Origin of the sequence: Thalassococcus arenae (assembly GCF_019104745.1) — a bacterium.
Lineage (GTDB): Bacteria > Pseudomonadota > Alphaproteobacteria > Rhodobacterales > Rhodobacteraceae > Thalassococcus_B > Thalassococcus_B arenae.
Genome location: NZ_JAHRWL010000002.1, coordinates 19478 through 36164 on the forward strand (window position 1 = coordinate 19478; position 16687 = coordinate 36164).

Here is a 16687-nt window from a genome sequence, read left to right on the forward strand (position 1 = left end):
TTAGGCGCATCGACATAGCTTTGGCAAGGGTGTCGACCCGACCGATGGCGCCATGCCTGGCTACACGGTTGCAAACTAAGGATTGCGATGGTGCTGCTGGAGAGAATTGAACTCTCGACCTCTCCCTTACCAAGGGAGTGCTCTACCTCTGAGCTACAGCAGCGCCGGTGCCCGAAATCAGGCGTGGCGGGTGGATAGACGCAAATCTCCAGCGGCGCAAGCGCAATCTGGACGCTCTTTGCCCCCTGCGATAGAGAGGGCGCATGGCACCGAAATCCGACACAGGCAAGTCTGCCAGAACGGGCCGGGACGACCGGCTCAAGGCGGCGCTCAAGGCCAATCTGGCGCGTCGCAAGGCGCAGGCCAAGGCGCGTGCCGGGTCGGCAGAGAAAACCGGTGCACCGAGCAGTGACAAGGACGCGTGAGGCATGGATCAGATCATCGTCAAGGGAAACGGCCCGCTCAAGGGGCAGATCCCGATCGCCGGGGCAAAGAATGCCTGCCTGACATTGATGCCGGCCACGCTGCTCAGCGAAGAGCCGCTGACACTGACCAACGCGCCGCGCCTGTCGGACATCCGCACCATGACCCAGCTGCTGCAGTCGCTGGGGGCCGAGGTGACCTCGATGCAGGATGGCAAGGTGCTGGCGATGGCCTGCCACGGCGAAATCAACACCCGCGCCGAATACGACATCGTGCGCAAGATGCGCGCCTCGAACCTGGTTCTGGGGCCGCTGCTGGCACGCGAGGGCCATGCCGAAGTGTCGTTGCCCGGTGGCTGCGCGATCGGGTCGCGCCCGATGGACATCCACACCGACGGGCTGGCCCGGATGGGCGCCGAGATCGAGCTGCGCGACGGATACCTGCATGCCAAGGCCCGCGGCGGCAGCCTGAAGGGGGCGGTGATCGACTTTCCCTTCGCCTCGGTCGGAGCGACCGAGAACATCCTGATGGCCGCGACGCTGGCCAAGGGGACCACCGTCATCAACAACGCTGCGCGCGAACCGGAAATCGTCGATCTTGCCACCTGCCTGCGGGCGATGGGCGCGCAGATCGAGGGCGACGGCACATCGACCATCGAGGTGCAGGGCGTCGACCGGCTGCACGGCGCGACGCACCGCGTGGTGACCGACCGGATCGAACTGGGCACCTACATGCTGGCCCCGGCGATCTGCGGCGGCGAGGTGGAATGCCTGGGCGGCCGGATCGACCTGGTCGGCGCCTTTTGCGAAAAGCTGGACGCCGCCGGGATCTCGGTCGAACAAACGCCGACCGGCCTCAAGGTGGCGCGCAAGAACGGCCGGCTCAAGGCGGTGAATGTCACGACAGAGCCGTTCCCGGGCTTTCCCACCGACCTGCAGGCGCAGATGATGGCGCTGCTGTGCACCGCGGAGGGCACGTCGGTGCTGGAGGAGAAGATCTTTGAGAACCGTTTCATGCACGCGCCGGAACTGATGCGGATGGGGGCCAAGATCGACGTGCATGGCGGCACGGCCAAGGTCACCGGGGTGGGCAAGTTGCGCGGTGCGCCGGTGATGGCGACCGACCTGCGCGCATCGGTGTCGCTGATCCTGGCCGGGTTGGCGGCCGAGGGCGAAACCGTGGTCAGTCGGGTCTATCACCTGGATCGCGGCTATGAACACGTGGTGCGCAAGCTGTCGGGCGTGGGCGCCAGGATCGAACGGGTGCACGGCGCATGACCGAAGACGCACGATTCGAAGACGGCGGCGAAAAGCCCCTGAACCTGGGCGCCTTCGATGTCGAGGACCTTCGGGTCTTGTCGGCGCTGGTGCAGGACGCGGTGCTGCCGATCACCGAGATGCAATGGCAGGCGCGGCGCCGCCGTTTCGCCATGCTGGTCAACCGCCTTCGGCGCGAAGACTTGCCGGCGGCCGAGCGGGCGGGTCGCAAGGCCGAACGCGTGCGCGCAATGCTGATCGTCGATCATGTGCTGCACGTCGCAAGCCAGGGTATCGACCGGTCGGACAAGGACACGGTTCTGCAACTGCTGTCGGTGAGTTTCGAGGCGCAGGAGGACGGCGGTGGAGAGGTGCTGCTGACGCTGGCGGGCGATGGCGCGATCCGGCTGCGGGTCGAAGCGCTGGAGGTCGGGCTGCGCGACGTTACGCGGCCCTATCTCGCACCCTCGGGCAAGGTGCCGAAACACCCCGATTAAAGGTCGATCGCGATCACGCCGCCGGGTTGTGCCGCGCGGCTTTGACACAGGATGATGCGGGTTTCCCGCTGCGCCCTGGACAACACGAAATCCCGGTGCTCGACCGCGCCCGAGATCAATCCGCACTGGCAGACCCCGCAGAGCCCGTCGCTGCATTTCACATCGACATGCACACCCGCGCGGGCAAGGGCGTCGGTGGCGGATTCGGACGCTGAAACAGATACTTCCCGGCCATCTTTCAAGCGGATGGCAAAGGGGTGGTTGACGTAATCCGGGATCGCCGGAACCGAGAAATATTCGAAATGCCGCGCGGTTTCGGGAAAACCGGCGGCTTCGGCGGCGGCCAGAACGGCCTGCATGTAGGCGTCCGGACCGCAGGTATAGACCTGCGCGCCGGGCCGGTGGGACAGGATCTTGCCCAGATCACAGCGCGTACCTTCGTCCGAGACGTGCAGCGCCACCTTGTCCGCCCAGTCGGCGCCCGCCAGCATGTCGAGGAAGCCCGCGCCGGCGCGCGACGAGACCGAGTAGTGCAGGACGAAATCGCGGCCCAGGGCGTGCAGCCGGTGTGCCATGGCGATCATCGGCGTGACGCCGATCCCGCCGCCGAACAGCCAGCTGTAGGGCGCGTCCTCGGCCAACGGGAAGTGATTGATCGGTTTCGAGACGAACACCTTGCGGCCCGGTGTGAATATCCGGTGCAGAAGGGCCGATCCACCGCGGCCATCGTCTTCGCGCAGTACCGCGATCTCGTAACGCGACCGGTCCGCGGGATCGCCGCAAAGCGAGTATTGCCGCAGGTATTCCGGTGCCACGACGATGTCGATATGCGCCCCGGCGTCCCAATCGGGCAGGTCGCGGCCCTGCACGTCGCGCAGAACATAGCGGGTGAGGCCCGGCGCCATGACATCGGCCTCGGCGATCTCGACCCGCAGCACCGGGCTTTCGCCCGCGGCGGTATAGCGGTGCAGGACGCTGTCGTCGCCCGCTGCCTGGCGCAGCTGGTATTCCTCGGCGGTGACCAGGGCCTGGAATGCCTCGATCCCGGCCTCGCGGTCCATCGGGAACGGATAGGGCCAGGGATGTGGCGCCAGGGGTGCTGGGTAGACGGCCAAGGTCTGGTCTTCGTGTTTCACACGCAGATCGCGCTGCAACCCTCTTTCGTTCAGGGGTTTTTTCGTGGGAGCGTAGTGTCCGCCCTGCTGCAGTTCCAGATCCCACCACCATTTCTTGACCGGGTTCAGCCCGCCGCGGCCGGCGGCATCATCGGCCCAGGCCAGCAGCGGTGCTGCGGCGGGCACGTGCATCGCGGCCCAGCGGAACGGCGCCTCGGCGAACAGCCCTTCCAGGTTCCACGGGCAGGTTTTCATGCAGCGCCCGCACATCGCGCCGCCTTCTGTGGTGATGCGGTAGGTGGCGCAACGCTCGCTGTCGGATTTCCAGATCTCGTAGCCGTTGAACATGACCTTCGGCCCGGCGGTGATCGCGCCCGAGGGGCATTCGCGGGCGCATTTGTTGCAGCCCTCGCAAAAGCGTTGCAGACCGAAATCGATGGGGCTGTCATGGGCCAGCGGCATGTCGGTCGTCACCACGCCGGATTTCAGCCGTGGGCCCAGGAAGGGGTTCAGGATCACCTCGCCGATGCGGCTGACCTCGCCCAGGCCGCTCAGCAGCAAGAGCGGCGGCTGCAACACTTCGCCATCCATCACCGAATGGGCCTTGGCGGAATAGCCCAGGCGCCGGATCTGCGCGGCGATCACCCCGCCCAGCAGCGAGAACCGCAGATAGGCGCGCATCGATTGCGCGACGCTGATCCAGTCGTCGCCGCTGGCGCCCTCCATCGTCTCGAAGCCCTGGTCGACGATCATCGAAATCGCCTCGTCGTGCGGCGGGTCGATGGGCGCGCCGGTCGCGTCGTGGGAATACCAGGCCCAGGCGGGGCAGCGGCTAATGCCCACCGCGTCGATGCCCAGGAAATAGCAGGCCGCCTTGATCGCGGCGGCATGGTTGGCGGGGTCGGCCGGATGCGGGTCCGGCGACGGGGCGCCGTCCTGCAGCAGCACGAAGGCGCCTAGCGCGCGGCGCTGCGCGGCCGAGGGCGCGGCCTTGTTGACGTAATGCCCGCGGGTCGCGCCCTTTTGCAGCTTGGGGCCCATGTCGCCGAACTGGGCGCGGGCGAACATGTCGGTGCGTTTCGGCACGCGGGGCACGTTGGCTTCGTCGATATAAGTGGTGGGCTGGTCGACGCGCCTGAGCGTCTCGAACGGTTGCGGACCATCGGCATAACGGCGGGTGGCGAACGGGTCGCGGGTGCGGGCGGACTTGGCCGAATGCAGGCCGGTCTTCCAGCGCCAGCCGGTCAGGATGTCGCGTGGTTGACCCGCCAACGGTGCCAGAGGCGCGTCGGCCGCCAGCGCCAGGGTCGTCGACACCGCGGCCAGGCCGAAACGCCGGCCCAGCCAGGGCGCCACCGCCGCGCCGTCCTCGATTACCGCAAGCCCCGCGGCGACCGCCAGCCGATCCAGGTGCAGGTCGGTCGTCGTGCCGGAATGCGCCTTGGCATCCCAACCCAGCAGGCGGATGTAGTTCGCGATCACGCAGGCGGTTTCGGTGGCGCGCAGGCAGGCACGCTGCGGCAGCGCATCCGCGATCCAGTCGAAACCGGGCTCGTCCGGCACCGGGTCGCGGGGGTGCTCGACCAGGAAGACCAGCACATGGGTATGCGCGTCGATCGACGCGGGCGGTGCCTCCATCGATTCGCGCAGATCGGCCATGATCAGATCGATCCCGGCGGCCAGCGTCTTGGTCTGCCGGGTGCGCAAAGCCTGGGCCAGTGCGGCGATGCCGGGATTGACCACGGGCGCCTGCAGTCGCGCGGCGTCGGGCAGGGCGGCGCATCCGACCATCGAGGCATCGTTGAAATAGCCGAACGCCTTGAGGTGGTTGGTGCGCGCGACGGGGTCTTCGGGAATGTCCGAGCGCGCCTTGTTGACCAGCCCGTCGCGGATCGCGTCCATCATCGCCTGATGCTCTACCATGGCGTTGACCAGGCTTTCGCGTGTTGCGGGGCGGTCGAACGGCACCGGCCGGAAGGCGGGCAGGGCGGACAGATCGGGCAGCGCGGCGCGCGCCAGCCGTTCGAGCGGATAGGGGCCCAGATGCACCGGGCGATCGCGGTCCGAGAAAATGCGCAGCGCCATGGCGTCCTCCCCTGCGCCACCCTACCGCGCACGGGCCGGGGGGCAAGCGCTTGAGGACGCGGGCCGGGCGCTATATCAGCGCGGCAAAGGAGTGCCGCCATGCCCGTCTTTCTGGACACGACCGATCCCGGTTTCGAGCCCGCCTTCGCCGCGCTGCTGGGCGCCAAGCGCGAGGACAGCCCGGACGTCGACGCGGTGGTGGCCGAAATCATCGCCGACGTTCGCGCGCGCGGCGACGCGGCGGTGCTGGAGCTGACGGCGAAATTCGACCGGCTGGACCTGACAACCGAAACCATGCGGTTCTCGCCCGCCGAGATCGAGGCCGAATGCGCCAAGGTGCCCGACTCCGAGCGCGCCGCGCTGGAAACCGCGGCGGCGCGCATCCGCGCGTATCACGATCGCCAGATGCCCGAGGATGCCAGTTGGACCGACGCCCAGGGGGCCACCCTGGGCTGGCGTTGGACGCCCGTTTCGGCCGCCGGGCTCTACGTGCCGGGCGGGCTGGCGTCCTATCCGTCTTCGGTGTTGATGAACGCCGTTCCCGCCAAGGTGGCGGGTGTGGGGCGTCTGGCGATCACGGTGCCCACGCCCGATGGCGTGGTGAACCCGGCGGTGATCCTGGCCGCACGGATCGCCGGCGTGGACGAGATCTATCGCATCGGCGGGGCGCAGGCGGTGGCGGCGCTGGCCTATGGCACCGAAACGATCGCGCCGGTGGACAAGATCACCGGGCCGGGCAACGCCTTTGTCGCCGCGGCCAAGCGGCGGGTGTTCGGCAAGGTCGGGATCGACATGATCGCCGGGCCGTCGGAAATCCTGGTGATCGCGGATGCCGACAACGATCCGGACTGGATCGCGCTGGACCTGCTCAGCCAGGCCGAGCATGACGAAAGCGCCCAGTCGATCCTGATCTGCACCGATGCCGGGTTCGGCCGCAAGGTGGCTCGGGCGGTGGACAAGCGCTTGGAAACGCTGGAGCGGCGCGCCATCGCCGGGGCCAGCTGGCGCGATTACGGCGCCATCATCACGGTGCGCGACCTGGACGAGGCAGCGTCGCTGTCCGACCGCATCGCGCCCGAACACTTGGAATTGTGCGTGGCCGATGCCGATGGGTTGAGTGCCAAGATCACCCATGCCGGTGCGATCTTTCTGGGCCAGTGGACGCCCGAGGCCATCGGCGATTATGTCGGCGGGCCGAACCACGTGCTGCCCACCGCGCGGTCGGCGCGGTTCAGTTCCGGCCTGTCGGTGCTGGATTTCCTCAAGCGCACCACGCTGACGCGGATGACGCCGCAGGCGCTGAGCACCATCGGCCCGGCAGCGGAAACCCTGGCGCGGTCCGAAAGCCTGGAAGCGCACGGTCTGTCGGTCACGGCGCGGCTGGCGCGGCTTAACGACTGATCCCGTGGCCGCCACGCTGCAATGCAGAAACTCGTCCCTAGGTCCGATTGCGGAAACGCGGGCGCGGCGATAGAACGGGGGCACCTGTGCCAAGGGACGCCGCCGATGACCCGTATCGCCCATATCCAGCTGGATGACGCCAACCTGCCGCCTCCGACGCCCGAGATCGAACAGGAGCGCCGCGTCGCCATGTTCGACCTGATGGAGGAGAACTCGTTCGTTCTGCCGGCGCGCGACGATCGCGAGGTTCCGCCGGGGCCGTACCATGTGGGGCTGTCGATCCGCGACAAGCGTCTGGTTTTCGACGTCAGCACGGAGGGTCACGAAAAGGCGGCCGAGTTTCACCTGTCGCTGTCGCCCTTCCGCCAGGTGGTCAAGGACTACTTCCAGATCTGCAAGAGCTATTTCGACGCGGTCAAGACGATGCCGCCCAGCCAGATCGAAACCATCGACATGGCCCGGCGCGGCATCCACAACGAAGGCGCGCGGATCCTGCAGGAACGGCTGGAGGGCAAGGCCGAGATCGACGATGCAACGGCCCGCAGGCTTTTCACGCTGATCTGCGTGTTGCATTTCGGGGCCTGAATTTGGCCGAACTGCCCCAATCCGTCCTGTTCTGCTGCGATCACAACGCGGTGCGCTCGCCCATGGCCGAGGGCATCATGAAAAAGCTTTTCGGTACCGATACCTACGTGCAATCCGTTGGGGTCAGGAATGATCTCGAGATCGACGGCTTCGCGATCGCCGCCTGCAAGGAAATCGGGGTCGAACTGGCCCGTCACCGGTCGCGCAGCTTCGAGGAACTGGAACAGATGGGCGAGGCGCTGTCGGGTTTCGACCTGATCGTCGCGCTGTCGCCCGCCAGCCAGCGCGCCGCGCTGGACCTGACGCGCTATTATCACCTGACGGTCGAATACTGGCCGGTGATGGACCCCACCGGCATCGGCGAGACCCGCGAGCAGAAGCTGAACGCCTATCGTCAGACCCGCGACCAGATCGTCGACCGACTGAAGCAGAAATGGGCCGAGACATGAGCGCCGACACGATCCGCCGTTATTTCGATGCCTTCAATGCCAAGGATACGGCCGGGATGCTGGATTGCCTGGCCGACGATGTCGCCCATCATGTCAACGAGGGGCAGGTGCGGATCGGCCGCGACAAGTTCGCCGCGTTCTGCGATCACATGTCGGCCTGTTATGACGAGACGCTGACCGACATGGTCATCTTTGCGACCGAGGACGGCACGCGCGCGGCCGCCGAATACATCGTCAACGGCACCTATCTGAAAACCGATTCGGGCCTGCCCGAGGCGCGCGGCCAGACCTACCGCTTGCCCGCCGGGTCGTTCTTTTCGCTGGCGGATGGCCGGATCACCCGCGTCGTGACCTATTACAACCTGGCCGACTGGATCGGGCAGGTGTCGTGATTCGGGTCGCGGCGCTGACCGGTGCGGCGCTGGAGCGGGCGCTGGACGCGGTGGCCGCGCTGCGCATCGCGGTGTTTCGCGACTGGCCCTACCTGTATGACGGCGATCCGGACTATGAACGACGCTATCTGCAATCCTACCGCGACAGCGCCGAGGCGGTGCTGATCGGCGCTTTTGACGGCGATCGCCTGGTTGGGGCCGCGACGGGCACGCCGATGGAGGATCACGCCGACGATTTCGCCGCGGCCTTCGATGGCACCGGCATCGACCTTAAAGACGTGTTCTACTGCGCCGAGTCGGTGCTGCTGCCGGGCTGGCGCGGGCAGGGCATCGGACACCGGTTCTTCGATCTGCGCGAGGCGCATGCCCGCGCGCTCGGTCGGCGGCGGACGGCGTTCTGCGCCGTGATCCGGCCCGCCGATCATCCGCTGCGCCCCGCGGATTACGCATCGCTCGACCCGTTCTGGCGCAAGCGCGGCTATGCGCCTATGCCGGGCGTCGTCGCCGCGTTTCGGTGGAAGGACGTGGATCAGGCGGGTGAAACCGTGCACGACCTGCAATTCTGGATGCGCGATCTGGAGGACCCGGCATGAAAGTGGCGGCGGCAGCTTACCCGATGGATTTCTTCGACAACGAAGAGGCTTACCGGGAAAAGCTTACCGATTGGGTGAGCCGTGGGGCCGGCGAGGGCGCGCAGCTACTGGTGTTTCCCGAATACGGCGCGATGGAATTGGCAACCCTGGCAGGCGCCGATATCGCCGCCGATCTCGAAGCGTCGCTGCACGCCGTGTCCGAGCGGGTGCCGATGGCCGACGCGCTGCACGCGGACCTCGCCCGCCGCTTCGGCGTGCACATCCTTGCCGCGTCGGCGCCGGTTTTCGATCCGGCATTGGGCGTGCGCCCGGTCAACCGCGCGCGGCTTTTCGCTCCGTCCGGTGCGGTCGCGCAGCAGGACAAGCAGGTGATGACCCGGTTCGAGCGCGAGACATGGCATGTGCAGGGCGGTGGCGCGTTGCAGATCTTCGACACCGCGCTGTGCCGGATCGGCGTGCTGATCTGCTACGACGCCGAGTTCCCGTTGTTGGGCCGGGCGCTGTCACAAGCCGATGTCATCCTCGTGCCATCCTGCACCGAGGCCCTGACCGGCTATTCCCGCGTTCGCATCGGGGCGATGGCGCGTGCTTTGGAAAATCAATGTGTTACGGTCATGTCTTCGACTGTCGGATCATGCCCGTGGTCGCCTGCCGTGGACACCAATACGGGCGCAGGCGGGGTTTACGGCCCGCCTGACCGGGGTTTCCCGGAAACGGGTATCCTGGCGCAGGGCAGCCGCGATGCGCCGGGCTGGACCTATGCAGAGATCGACCTTGCCGCGATTGCGCGGGTGCGCGCCGATGGCGGCGTGCTGAACAGGCGCGACTGGGCCGATCAGCAGGGCCGTGACGGCGCCGCCGCACTTCGACGCCTGCGCTGATTAGCCCCTTGAAAAACAGGCGTGATGGGCGCATATGACGCCATGCTCCGCGCAATGGCGGGGCGTGTATGAAGGAGAGACCATGGCCAAGGAAGATACGCTCGAATTTCCCGGTGTCGTGAAGGAACTCCTGCCCAATGCGACGTTTCGGGTCGAGCTTGAGAATGGCCATGAGATCATCGCACATACGGCAGGAAAGATGCGCAAGAATCGCATCCGGGTTCTGGCTGGCGACAAGGTGCAAGTCGAGATGACGCCCTACGACCTGACGAAGGGCCGCATCAACTACCGCTTCAAGTAAGCGGGTCACACCGCAAAGACAGGCGCCGGGCCAACGCCCGGCGTTGTCGTGTCAGAAGGGCCGACCCGGCATGTCCCATCCCCGCCTGATTCTGGGCTCCGGCAGCCCGCGCCGCCGCGAATTGCTTGCGCAGCTGGGCGTGGTGGCCGACGACATCCGCCCGCCCGAGATCGACGAGGATCCGCGGCCCGGCGAATTGCCGAGGCCCTATTGCGTGCGGCTGGCGCGCGAAAAGGCGCAGGCCATCGACGCCGCACCGGACGAGATCGTGTTGAGCGCCGACACCACCGTCGCGCTTGGCCGCCGCATCCTGGGCAAGCCGCAGGATGCCGACGAGGCGCGCGGTTTCCTGGCTGCGTTGTCGGGGCGGCGTCACCGGGTCGTGACCGCCATCGCGGTGCGTCGCGGCGACCGGATTTGGGAACGCGACGTCGTCAGCGCCGTCCGCGTCAAGCACCTGTCGCAACCGGAGATCGACGCCTACATCGCCAGCGACGACTGGCGCGGAAAGGCGGGCGGCTATGCCATCCAAGGACCGGCCGGAGCGTTCATTCCGTGGATCAGCGGATCGTTCACCGCCATCGTCGGGCTGCCCCTGGCCGAGACGGCGAATCTGCTTCTCGCCGCCGGATATCCGCTCTACAACGCCGCCCCATGAAGGGACGCACGATTGCACTGGACCATCTTGGGGAACGCGAAGCCGCGGCGCTGATCGTCGACGGGCGGCTCGAGGATCTGTTTCTCGATCCCGACGGACCCCGGCCCGGGTCGATCTACCGCGCCATCGCCGACCGGCCAGTCAAGGGCCAGGGCGGGATGTTCCTGCGTACCCCCGACGGCAACGCCTTTCTGCGCCAGGTCAAGGGTTTGGCGCCCGGTGATGCGGTGCTCGTGCAGGTCACTGGTTTCGCAGAGCCGGGCAAGGCGATCCCCGTCACCACGCGACTGCTGTTCAAGTCGCGCCATGCCATCGTCACGCCCGGTGCGCCGGGGCTGAACGTGTCGCGCCAGATCCGCGAGGACGAGGCGAGAGACGCGCTGACCCTTCTGGCGCGCGAGACGGTCGGGTCGGCGCCTTTGCCGGACGGCGCGGGGCTGATCCTGCGTTCCGCCGCCGAGGCGGCCGATTCCGACGCGGTGGCCGAAGATATCGCCGCCATGGCGCGGCTGGCGATGCAGGTTCTGGCCGATACCGCGGGCGATGCCGAATTGCTGGTCGAGGGCGACGGCCCGCACGCGCTGGCCTGGCGCGACTGGACCGACCCGGCGGCGATCGACGACGGCGCGGGCGCCTTCGACCGTCACGGCGTGACCGAGGCCATCGACGCGCTGCGCCATGCCCGTGTCGATCTGGGCGGAACCGCGTCGATGTGGATCGAGCCGACCCGTGCTTTGGTGGCCGTCGACATCAATACCGGCGGCGACACCTCGCCCGCCGCGGGGCTCAAGGCCAACATCGCCGCGCTGCGCGACCTGCCGCGGCAATTGCGGCTGCGCGGCCTGGGCGGGCAGGTGCTGGTCGATCCCGCGCCGGTGCCGAAAAAGGACCGCCGCCAGCTCGAGCAGGTCTTGCGCGCCGCGCTCAAGCGCGACAGCGTCGAGACGGTGCTGACCGGCTGGACCCAGTTGGGCCTGATGGAACTGCAACGCAAGCGCGACCGCGCGCCCGTGACGGAGATGCTGACGTGACCTGCCCGATCTGCCAACGCGCCTCGACAAGCGAATACCGCCCGTTCTGTTCGAAACGCTGTGCCGATGTGGACCTGGCCAAGTGGATGACCGGCTCCTACGCCATCCCGTCACAGGATCCCGACGATGCCGACGCGGTGATCGAGGCGATGGAAGACGCCTTGCAGCAACAGGACAAGCCACATTGAACCCGATCGCCGACACGCCCGGCCTGCTGGACGCGATCCGCAGCCGCTTTGCCCATGTCGATGCCTGCCCCTTCACCGGCCCGCGGATTTTCTTCGAGAATGCCGGCGGCGCGCTGACGCTGAATTCGGTGGTCGATACCTCGGCGCGCTTCGCCGCCATCCCCGACAACCAGGGCCGCGACAACCCGGCCTCACGGGCGCTGATGGACGTGATCGCCAAGGCCCGGGCCGACACGGCCACCCTGTTCAACGCACCCGAGGGCCAGATCTTCGTCGGCGAAAGCGGCACCGAATTGCTGTTCCGCCTGGCGGCCGCCGCCTGTCTTGGAACGCCACAGGGCGTGGTGCTCAGCTCGACCGTCGAACATCCCGCCTCGCGGTCTGCCGCCGCGCGGTGGGCGGGCGAGGCGGGCAAACGCCATGTGCTGATCCCGCATGACGACGCCACGGGCCGCGTCACGGCGCAGGACTATGCCGCGCATGTGACACCAGACACGCGCGTGGCGACGATCCTGCACACCTCGCCCGTCACCGGCATGGGCAATGACGTGGCCGCCATCGCCGCCGCGATCCGCGCCGTGGCGCCCGCGTGTTTCATCCTGGTCGACGGCATCCAGCATGCCTGTCACGGCCGGATCGACGTCGCATCCTACGACATCGATGGCTATGTCATCTCGCCCTACAAGGTGTTTTCCCGCCACGGCTATGGCGTGGCCTGGGTGTCCGACCGGCTGACGGCGCTGCCGCATGACACCTTGGTCGGCGGCCCGACGACGGGATGGGAACTGGGCACCCGCGACACCGGGTCCTACGCCACGATGTCCGACGTGGTGGCCTATTTCGACTGGCTGGGCGGGCAGGTGTCCGATGCCGCCGACCCCCGCGCCCGGATCGAAGCGGCCGGCGCGGCCATCCACGCGCAGGAGGCGGACCTGGCACAGGCCATGATCCACGGCACCGGCAACCTGCCGGGCCTGGCCGAGATGCCGGGCGTCACCATCATCGGCGGCGCCGAGAATCCCGCGCGCGAGGGGCTGGTCAGCTTTTGGGTCGACGGACGGCCCGCGCCGGAGATCGTGGCCGGGCTGAACGATCACGGCATCCGCGTGCACACCCGCAAGGCCGACCACTATTCGGGCAACATCCTGACCCCGCTGGGTCAGGAGCATTGCGTGCGGGTGTCGTTCTGCCACTACAATTCCCGGGCCGAGGTCGCGGCCTTCCTGTCGGCGATGCAGCGGCTGATCGCGGCTTGACGCCGGCCGGCGTTGCGGCACTGTAGCGCCGCGATGATCCCGGGCTTTCCCATATTGCGCAACGCCGGCGCCGACGGGCTGCTGGTCAGCTTCGGCCCGGCCTTGTCGGAACCGGCGAACCGCGCCGCCATCGCCTTTCGCGCCGCGATCGAGGGCGCAGGTTGGGACGGCGTGGCCGAAACCTCGTCGACGCTGGTCTCGGCCTATCTGCGCATGACGCCGAAGGCCGACCCCGATGCGCTCGAGGATCGGTTGTCCAGGCTGATGGCCAGCCGCGACTGGTTCGCCGAACCGCTGCCAGCGGGCCGCAGGCTGCACCGCATCCCCACCGTCTACGGCACCGACCTGGCCCCGCAGCTGGACGAGGCCGCGGGCCTGGCGGGCTGTGATGCGGATGCCGCCATCGCGGTGCTGTCCTCGGCGCGGTTGCGCGTCACGGCCCTGGGGTTCGCGCCCGGCCAGCCCTATCTGGGCGAACTGCCCGCGGCCTGGGACATCCCGCGCCAGCAGGGGCTGACGCCCACCGTGCCGACCGGCGCGCTGGTGCTGGCGATCCGGCAGATGGTGCTGTTCGCGACCCGGGCGCCCACCGGCTGGCGCCATGTGGGCCAGACCGCCGCGCCGCTTTTTCGCCCCGGCCATGACCGCCCCTTCCTGCTGCGCCCCGGCGACGAGGTGGTCTTTCCCGCCGTGCCGCGCAACCGCTTCGATGACCTGCAAGGCGACCCCGACGGCGGCTGCACGTGGGAGCCGCTATGAGCGCCGCGCTGATCGTCCACCGCGCCGGACCGGCCGTGACCGTGCAGGATTTGGGCCGCCCGGGCTGGATCGCCGAGGGGCTGTCGCGCGGCGGTGCGCTGGATGTGCTGGCGCTGCACGAGGGCGCTGCACTGCTGGGGCAGGGCGCGGATTGCGCGGCGTTGGAGATGGGCGGGACCGGCGGCACGTTCGAGGCGACGCAGGATTGCCGCATCGCGCTGACCGGTGCGCCGATGCGCGCCGCGCTGGACGGTCAGCGGCTGGCCTGGTGCGCATCGCACGCGATGCCGGCGGGCGCGCGGCTGGAAATCGGGCCCTGCGAGGCGGGGATGTACGGCTATCTGCATGTCGGTGGCGGCATCGCGACCAAGCCTTTCCTGAACTCGCGTTCGGCCCATCTGACGGCGCGGATCGGTGCGCCGGTTGCGGCGGGCGACCGGCTGCCCATCGGCGACGACCGGGGCGGGCCCGTCGGGTTGACGCTGCCGATCGCGCCGCGCTTCGACGGCGGCACGCTGCGCGTTGTGCCCAGCTACCAGACGGGCCTATTCGCCGATGTCGAACGCACCCGCTTTGCCGAGACCGCATTCGTAAAGGACACGCGCGCCTCGCGCATGGGCGCGCGGCTCGATCCGCAGGGCGGGGGATTTCACGCCGAGGGCGGGCTGTCGATCGTGTCCGACATCATCAGCCCCGGCGACATCCAGATGACCGGCGACGGCGCGCCCTACGTGCTGCTGGCCGAGTGTCAGACCACCGGTGGCTATCCCCGGATCGGCACGGTGATCGCGCCCGACCTGCCGCGGGTGGTGCAGGCCCCGCCCGGCAGCGGGCTGCGCTTCCGCTTCGTCACCCTGAACGAAGGCCGCGCGGCGGTGGCGCGGTTCCATGCCGATCTGGGGGGATTGCGTCGCAAGGCGCATCCGCTCTTGCGCGACCCGGCGTCGATCCCCGATCTTCTGGCCTATACGCTGATCGGCGGCGTCACCGCCGGCGACGATCTCTGAAAGGAACGACCATGAGCGCACGCATCGACCTGAACGCCGATATGGGCGAAAGTTTCGGCCCCTGGGTGATGGGCCAGGACGCGGCGCTGCTCGAGGTGGTGACCTCGGCCAACATCGCCTGCGGCTTTCACGCCGGCGACCCCGACGTCATGGCGGCGACGATGAAGACCGCCGTGGCGCGCGGCACCGGCATCGGCGCGCATCCAGGCTTTCCCGACCTTCAGGGCTTCGGGCGGCGGCGGATGCACCTTCCGCCGGCCAGCCTGCGCGCGCTGGTGCAATACCAGCTGAGCGCGGCGATCGGCATGGCGCGGGTGGCGGGGGGCACGGTGCGGCATCTGAAGCTGCACGGTGCGCTGGCCAACATGGCATCCGAGGACGAGGCGATGGCGCGCACCTGCTACGAGGCCGCGCTGGCGGTGGATCCCGACATCATCGTCATGGTGCTGGCCGCCACAGCGCAACAGCGCGCGGTGGAAAGCCTGGGTTGCGCCTGGGCGGGCGAGATTTTCGCCGACCGCGCCTATAACGACGACGCCACCCTGGTCGACCGCAGCCTGCCCGGCGCGGTGATCCACGATCCCGACCACGCCGCCAGCCGCATCGTCGCGATGGTGCAGGAGGGCGCGATCATCGCCGAAAGCGGCGCGCGCATCCCGGCGGCGGTGGACACGATCTGCCTGCATGGCGACGGCGCCACGGCGCTGGCCATCGCGCGCGCCACCCGCGCGGCGCTGGAAGCCGCGGGAATCGCGCTCAAACCCTTTGACGGGCGGCGTTGAGGGTCACTTGCACCCGGCGATGCGGGTCGCGAGGTCGCGGATCAGCGCAGGATAGAAACCCGGTCCGGGTTCCAGATGCGCGCCCAGCGGGTCCAGTTCGGCCACGGGCACGATCTGGCCTTCGGTCAGTGCGGCGATCAGCTTTGGGTTGGCCTGCGGTTCGGTGAACAGGCATGTGACCGCTTCTTCTGCCAGATGCGCGCGCAGTTCCGACAGACGCGCGGGCGAGGGCGGGGCGTCGTCGCTGGCGGACAGAGCACCGATCACCGTCAGCCCCATCGCGTCCTCGTAATAGTGGTAGGCGTCGTGCAACACGACGAACCGCTTGTCCTGCGCCGCGTCCAGAGCCGCGCGCGCCTCGTCCCGGGCGGCTGACACGGCGGCGATCCCGGTTTCGGCATTGGCGCGGTAGGTGTCGGCATTTGCGGGGTCGAGCGCGGCCAGTTCGGCGGCGATCGCGCTCAGCCACAGCGCGGCGTTGTCCGGGTCCAGCCAGGCATGCGGATCGGCTGCGCCATGGGCGTGATCGTGATCGTCATGCGCTTTTTCGTCATGCCCGTGATCGTCGTGCCCGTGATCCTCGTGCCCGTGATCCTCGTGATCCGCGTCGATCTCGAAAACGGCGGTTTCGCGCGGCTCAAGGATCGTCACGCCAGCGATGGCGCTCAGGTCGAGCCGGCGGGCATCGGCCGGCAGCGCCGACACCGCGCGGTCCAGGCCGGGCATCAGATCGGCCCCCAGCCAGACCACCAGGTCGGCCTCGGACAGGGCCTGCGCCTGCGACGGCCGCAGCGCGATATCGTGCGCCGAACCGCCTGGCTCGATCAGCCGGCCGGGCGCGCCGATGCCCTCCATCACTTGCGCCACGAGCGATTCGACCGGCAGCAGATCTGTCATCACCCTGGGCGATTCGGCCTTGAGCGGCAGGGCAAACAGGCAGAAAAGGACGGGCAGAACGCGCATGGCACACCTCGCTTGTCAACGAACCGGCCCGAGTGCTATAATGGATGATATAACATATCAATAGA

General features: G+C 68.2%; 19 protein-coding genes and 1 tRNA gene. 17 read left to right on the top strand and 3 right to left on the bottom strand.

Annotated features, from left to right (window positions below; genetic code table 11):
• Positions 1-88 precede the first annotated feature (88 nt).
• Positions 89-163: transfer RNA gene (locus tag KUH32_RS11375), tRNA-Thr, on the bottom strand.
• 100 nt (positions 164-263) lie between these two features.
• Here KUH32_RS11375 and KUH32_RS11380 point away from each other — a divergent pair.
• The 3 genes from KUH32_RS11380 to KUH32_RS11390 are packed head-to-tail and all read left to right on the top strand — an operon-like array spanning position 264 to position 2176.
• Entirely contained in the window at positions 264-425 is a 162-nt protein-coding gene (locus KUH32_RS11380; protein WP_217778482.1) for a hypothetical protein, read from the top strand.
• 3 nt (positions 426-428) lie between these two features.
• The gene (gene murA, locus KUH32_RS11385; protein ID WP_217778483.1) at positions 429-1700 is read left to right on the top strand and encodes a UDP-N-acetylglucosamine 1-carboxyvinyltransferase; all 1272 of its coding nucleotides are present in this window, start codon (positions 429-431) and stop codon (positions 1698-1700) included.
• Positions 1697-2176, top strand: a complete 480-nt coding sequence (locus KUH32_RS11390) for a DUF2948 family protein (protein WP_217778484.1) — start codon at positions 1697-1699, stop codon at positions 2174-2176. The genes murA and KUH32_RS11390 overlap by 4 nt, the downstream gene beginning before the upstream one ends.
• Here KUH32_RS11390 and KUH32_RS11395 read toward each other — a convergent pair.
• A complete protein-coding gene (locus KUH32_RS11395) occupies positions 2173-5376 on the bottom strand; it encodes a 4Fe-4S dicluster domain-containing protein (RefSeq protein WP_217778486.1) in 3204 nt (1067 codons plus the stop codon). The genes KUH32_RS11390 and KUH32_RS11395 overlap by 4 nt on opposite strands.
• A gap of 99 nt (positions 5377-5475) precedes the next feature.
• Here KUH32_RS11395 and hisD point away from each other — a divergent pair, with 99 nt between their 5' ends.
• The 14 genes from hisD to KUH32_RS11465 all read left to right on the top strand — a co-directional run bounded on the left by hisD (position 5476) and on the right by KUH32_RS11465 (position 15659).
• Positions 5476-6777, top strand: coding sequence for a histidinol dehydrogenase (gene hisD / locus KUH32_RS11400; protein WP_217778488.1), 1302 nt, complete (start codon positions 5476-5478; stop codon positions 6775-6777).
• Positions 6778-6882: 105 nt separating this feature from the next.
• Complete coding sequence (locus KUH32_RS11405; protein ID WP_217778489.1) at positions 6883-7362, top strand: UPF0262 family protein; 480 nt, start codon at positions 6883-6885, stop codon at positions 7360-7362.
• A 2-nt stretch (positions 7363-7364) separates the two neighbouring features.
• Positions 7365-7811 (top strand): arsenate-mycothiol transferase ArsC, encoded by a 447-nt coding sequence (locus KUH32_RS11410; protein WP_217778491.1) that lies wholly within the window; start codon positions 7365-7367, stop codon positions 7809-7811.
• Complete coding sequence (locus KUH32_RS11415; protein ID WP_217778493.1) at positions 7808-8203, top strand: ketosteroid isomerase-related protein; 396 nt, start codon at positions 7808-7810, stop codon at positions 8201-8203. Before KUH32_RS11410 ends, KUH32_RS11415 begins: the two co-directional genes overlap by 4 nt.
• The gene (locus KUH32_RS11420; protein WP_217779793.1) at positions 8203-8796 is read left to right on the top strand and encodes a GNAT family N-acetyltransferase; all 594 of its coding nucleotides are present in this window, start codon (positions 8203-8205) and stop codon (positions 8794-8796) included. The genes KUH32_RS11415 and KUH32_RS11420 overlap by 1 nt, the downstream gene beginning before the upstream one ends.
• Positions 8793-9677: a carbon-nitrogen hydrolase family protein gene (locus tag KUH32_RS11425; RefSeq protein WP_217778494.1), complete on the top strand. Its 885-nt coding sequence runs from the start codon at positions 8793-8795 to the stop codon at positions 9675-9677. The genes KUH32_RS11420 and KUH32_RS11425 overlap by 4 nt, the downstream gene beginning before the upstream one ends.
• An 82-nt stretch (positions 9678-9759) precedes the next feature.
• Positions 9760-9978, top strand: coding sequence for a translation initiation factor IF-1 (gene infA / locus KUH32_RS11430; protein WP_005978431.1), 219 nt, complete (start codon positions 9760-9762; stop codon positions 9976-9978).
• Positions 9979-10048: 70 nt separating this feature from the next.
• Entirely contained in the window at positions 10049-10636 is a 588-nt protein-coding gene (locus tag KUH32_RS11435) for a Maf family protein (RefSeq protein WP_217778496.1), read from the top strand.
• Entirely contained in the window at positions 10633-11667 is a 1035-nt protein-coding gene (locus KUH32_RS11440; RefSeq protein WP_217778497.1) for a ribonuclease E/G, read from the top strand. Before KUH32_RS11435 ends, KUH32_RS11440 begins: the two co-directional genes overlap by 4 nt.
• Positions 11664-11855 carry a DNA gyrase inhibitor YacG gene (locus KUH32_RS11445; RefSeq protein ID WP_217778499.1) on the top strand — a complete coding sequence of 64 codons (192 nt, stop codon included), beginning with the start codon at positions 11664-11666 and terminating at the stop codon, positions 11853-11855. The genes KUH32_RS11440 and KUH32_RS11445 overlap by 4 nt, the downstream gene beginning before the upstream one ends.
• Positions 11852-13111, top strand: coding sequence for an aminotransferase class V-fold PLP-dependent enzyme (locus KUH32_RS11450; protein ID WP_254899152.1), 1260 nt, complete (start codon positions 11852-11854; stop codon positions 13109-13111). Before KUH32_RS11445 ends, KUH32_RS11450 begins: the two co-directional genes overlap by 4 nt.
• A 33-nt stretch (positions 13112-13144) precedes the next feature.
• Positions 13145-13870, top strand: a complete 726-nt coding sequence (locus tag KUH32_RS11455) for a 5-oxoprolinase subunit B family protein (protein WP_217778501.1) — start codon at positions 13145-13147, stop codon at positions 13868-13870.
• Positions 13867-14877, top strand: a complete 1011-nt coding sequence (locus tag KUH32_RS11460) for a 5-oxoprolinase subunit C family protein (protein WP_217778503.1) — start codon at positions 13867-13869, stop codon at positions 14875-14877. Before KUH32_RS11455 ends, KUH32_RS11460 begins: the two co-directional genes overlap by 4 nt.
• An 11-nt stretch (positions 14878-14888) precedes the next feature.
• Complete coding sequence (locus KUH32_RS11465) at positions 14889-15659, top strand: LamB/YcsF family protein (RefSeq protein ID WP_217778505.1); 771 nt, start codon at positions 14889-14891, stop codon at positions 15657-15659.
• 3 nt (positions 15660-15662) lie between these two features.
• On the opposite strand, the gene KUH32_RS11470 is transcribed toward KUH32_RS11465, so the two are convergent.
• Positions 15663-16622: a zinc ABC transporter substrate-binding protein gene (locus KUH32_RS11470; RefSeq protein ID WP_217778507.1), complete on the bottom strand. Its 960-nt coding sequence runs from the start codon at positions 16620-16622 to the stop codon at positions 15663-15665.
• Positions 16623-16687 lie beyond the last annotated feature (65 nt).

Coding starts and splice junctions, on each gene's coding strand:
- KUH32_RS11395 (WP_217778486.1), bottom strand. CDS start 5,376: ATGGCGCTGCGCATTTTCTCGGACCGCGATCGCCCGGTGCATCTGGGC.
- KUH32_RS11435 (WP_217778496.1), top strand. CDS start 10,049: ATGTCCCATCCCCGCCTGATTCTGGGCTCCGGCAGCCCGCGCCGCCGC.
- KUH32_RS11455 (WP_217778501.1), top strand. CDS start 13,145: ATGATCCCGGGCTTTCCCATATTGCGCAACGCCGGCGCCGACGGGCTG.
- KUH32_RS11460 (WP_217778503.1), top strand. CDS start 13,867: ATGAGCGCCGCGCTGATCGTCCACCGCGCCGGACCGGCCGTGACCGTG.
- KUH32_RS11440 (WP_217778497.1), top strand. CDS start 10,633: ATGAAGGGACGCACGATTGCACTGGACCATCTTGGGGAACGCGAAGCC.
- KUH32_RS11470 (WP_217778507.1), bottom strand. CDS start 16,622: ATGCGCGTTCTGCCCGTCCTTTTCTGCCTGTTTGCCCTGCCGCTCAAG.
- KUH32_RS11415 (WP_217778493.1), top strand. CDS start 7,808: ATGAGCGCCGACACGATCCGCCGTTATTTCGATGCCTTCAATGCCAAG.
- KUH32_RS11425 (WP_217778494.1), top strand. CDS start 8,793: ATGAAAGTGGCGGCGGCAGCTTACCCGATGGATTTCTTCGACAACGAA.
- KUH32_RS11405 (WP_217778489.1), top strand. CDS start 6,883: ATGACCCGTATCGCCCATATCCAGCTGGATGACGCCAACCTGCCGCCT.
- KUH32_RS11465 (WP_217778505.1), top strand. CDS start 14,889: ATGAGCGCACGCATCGACCTGAACGCCGATATGGGCGAAAGTTTCGGC.
- infA (WP_005978431.1), top strand. CDS start 9,760: ATGGCCAAGGAAGATACGCTCGAATTTCCCGGTGTCGTGAAGGAACTC.
- KUH32_RS11380 (WP_217778482.1), top strand. CDS start 264: ATGGCACCGAAATCCGACACAGGCAAGTCTGCCAGAACGGGCCGGGAC.
- murA (WP_217778483.1), top strand. CDS start 429: ATGGATCAGATCATCGTCAAGGGAAACGGCCCGCTCAAGGGGCAGATC.
- hisD (WP_217778488.1), top strand. CDS start 5,476: ATGCCCGTCTTTCTGGACACGACCGATCCCGGTTTCGAGCCCGCCTTC.
- KUH32_RS11390 (WP_217778484.1), top strand. CDS start 1,697: ATGACCGAAGACGCACGATTCGAAGACGGCGGCGAAAAGCCCCTGAAC.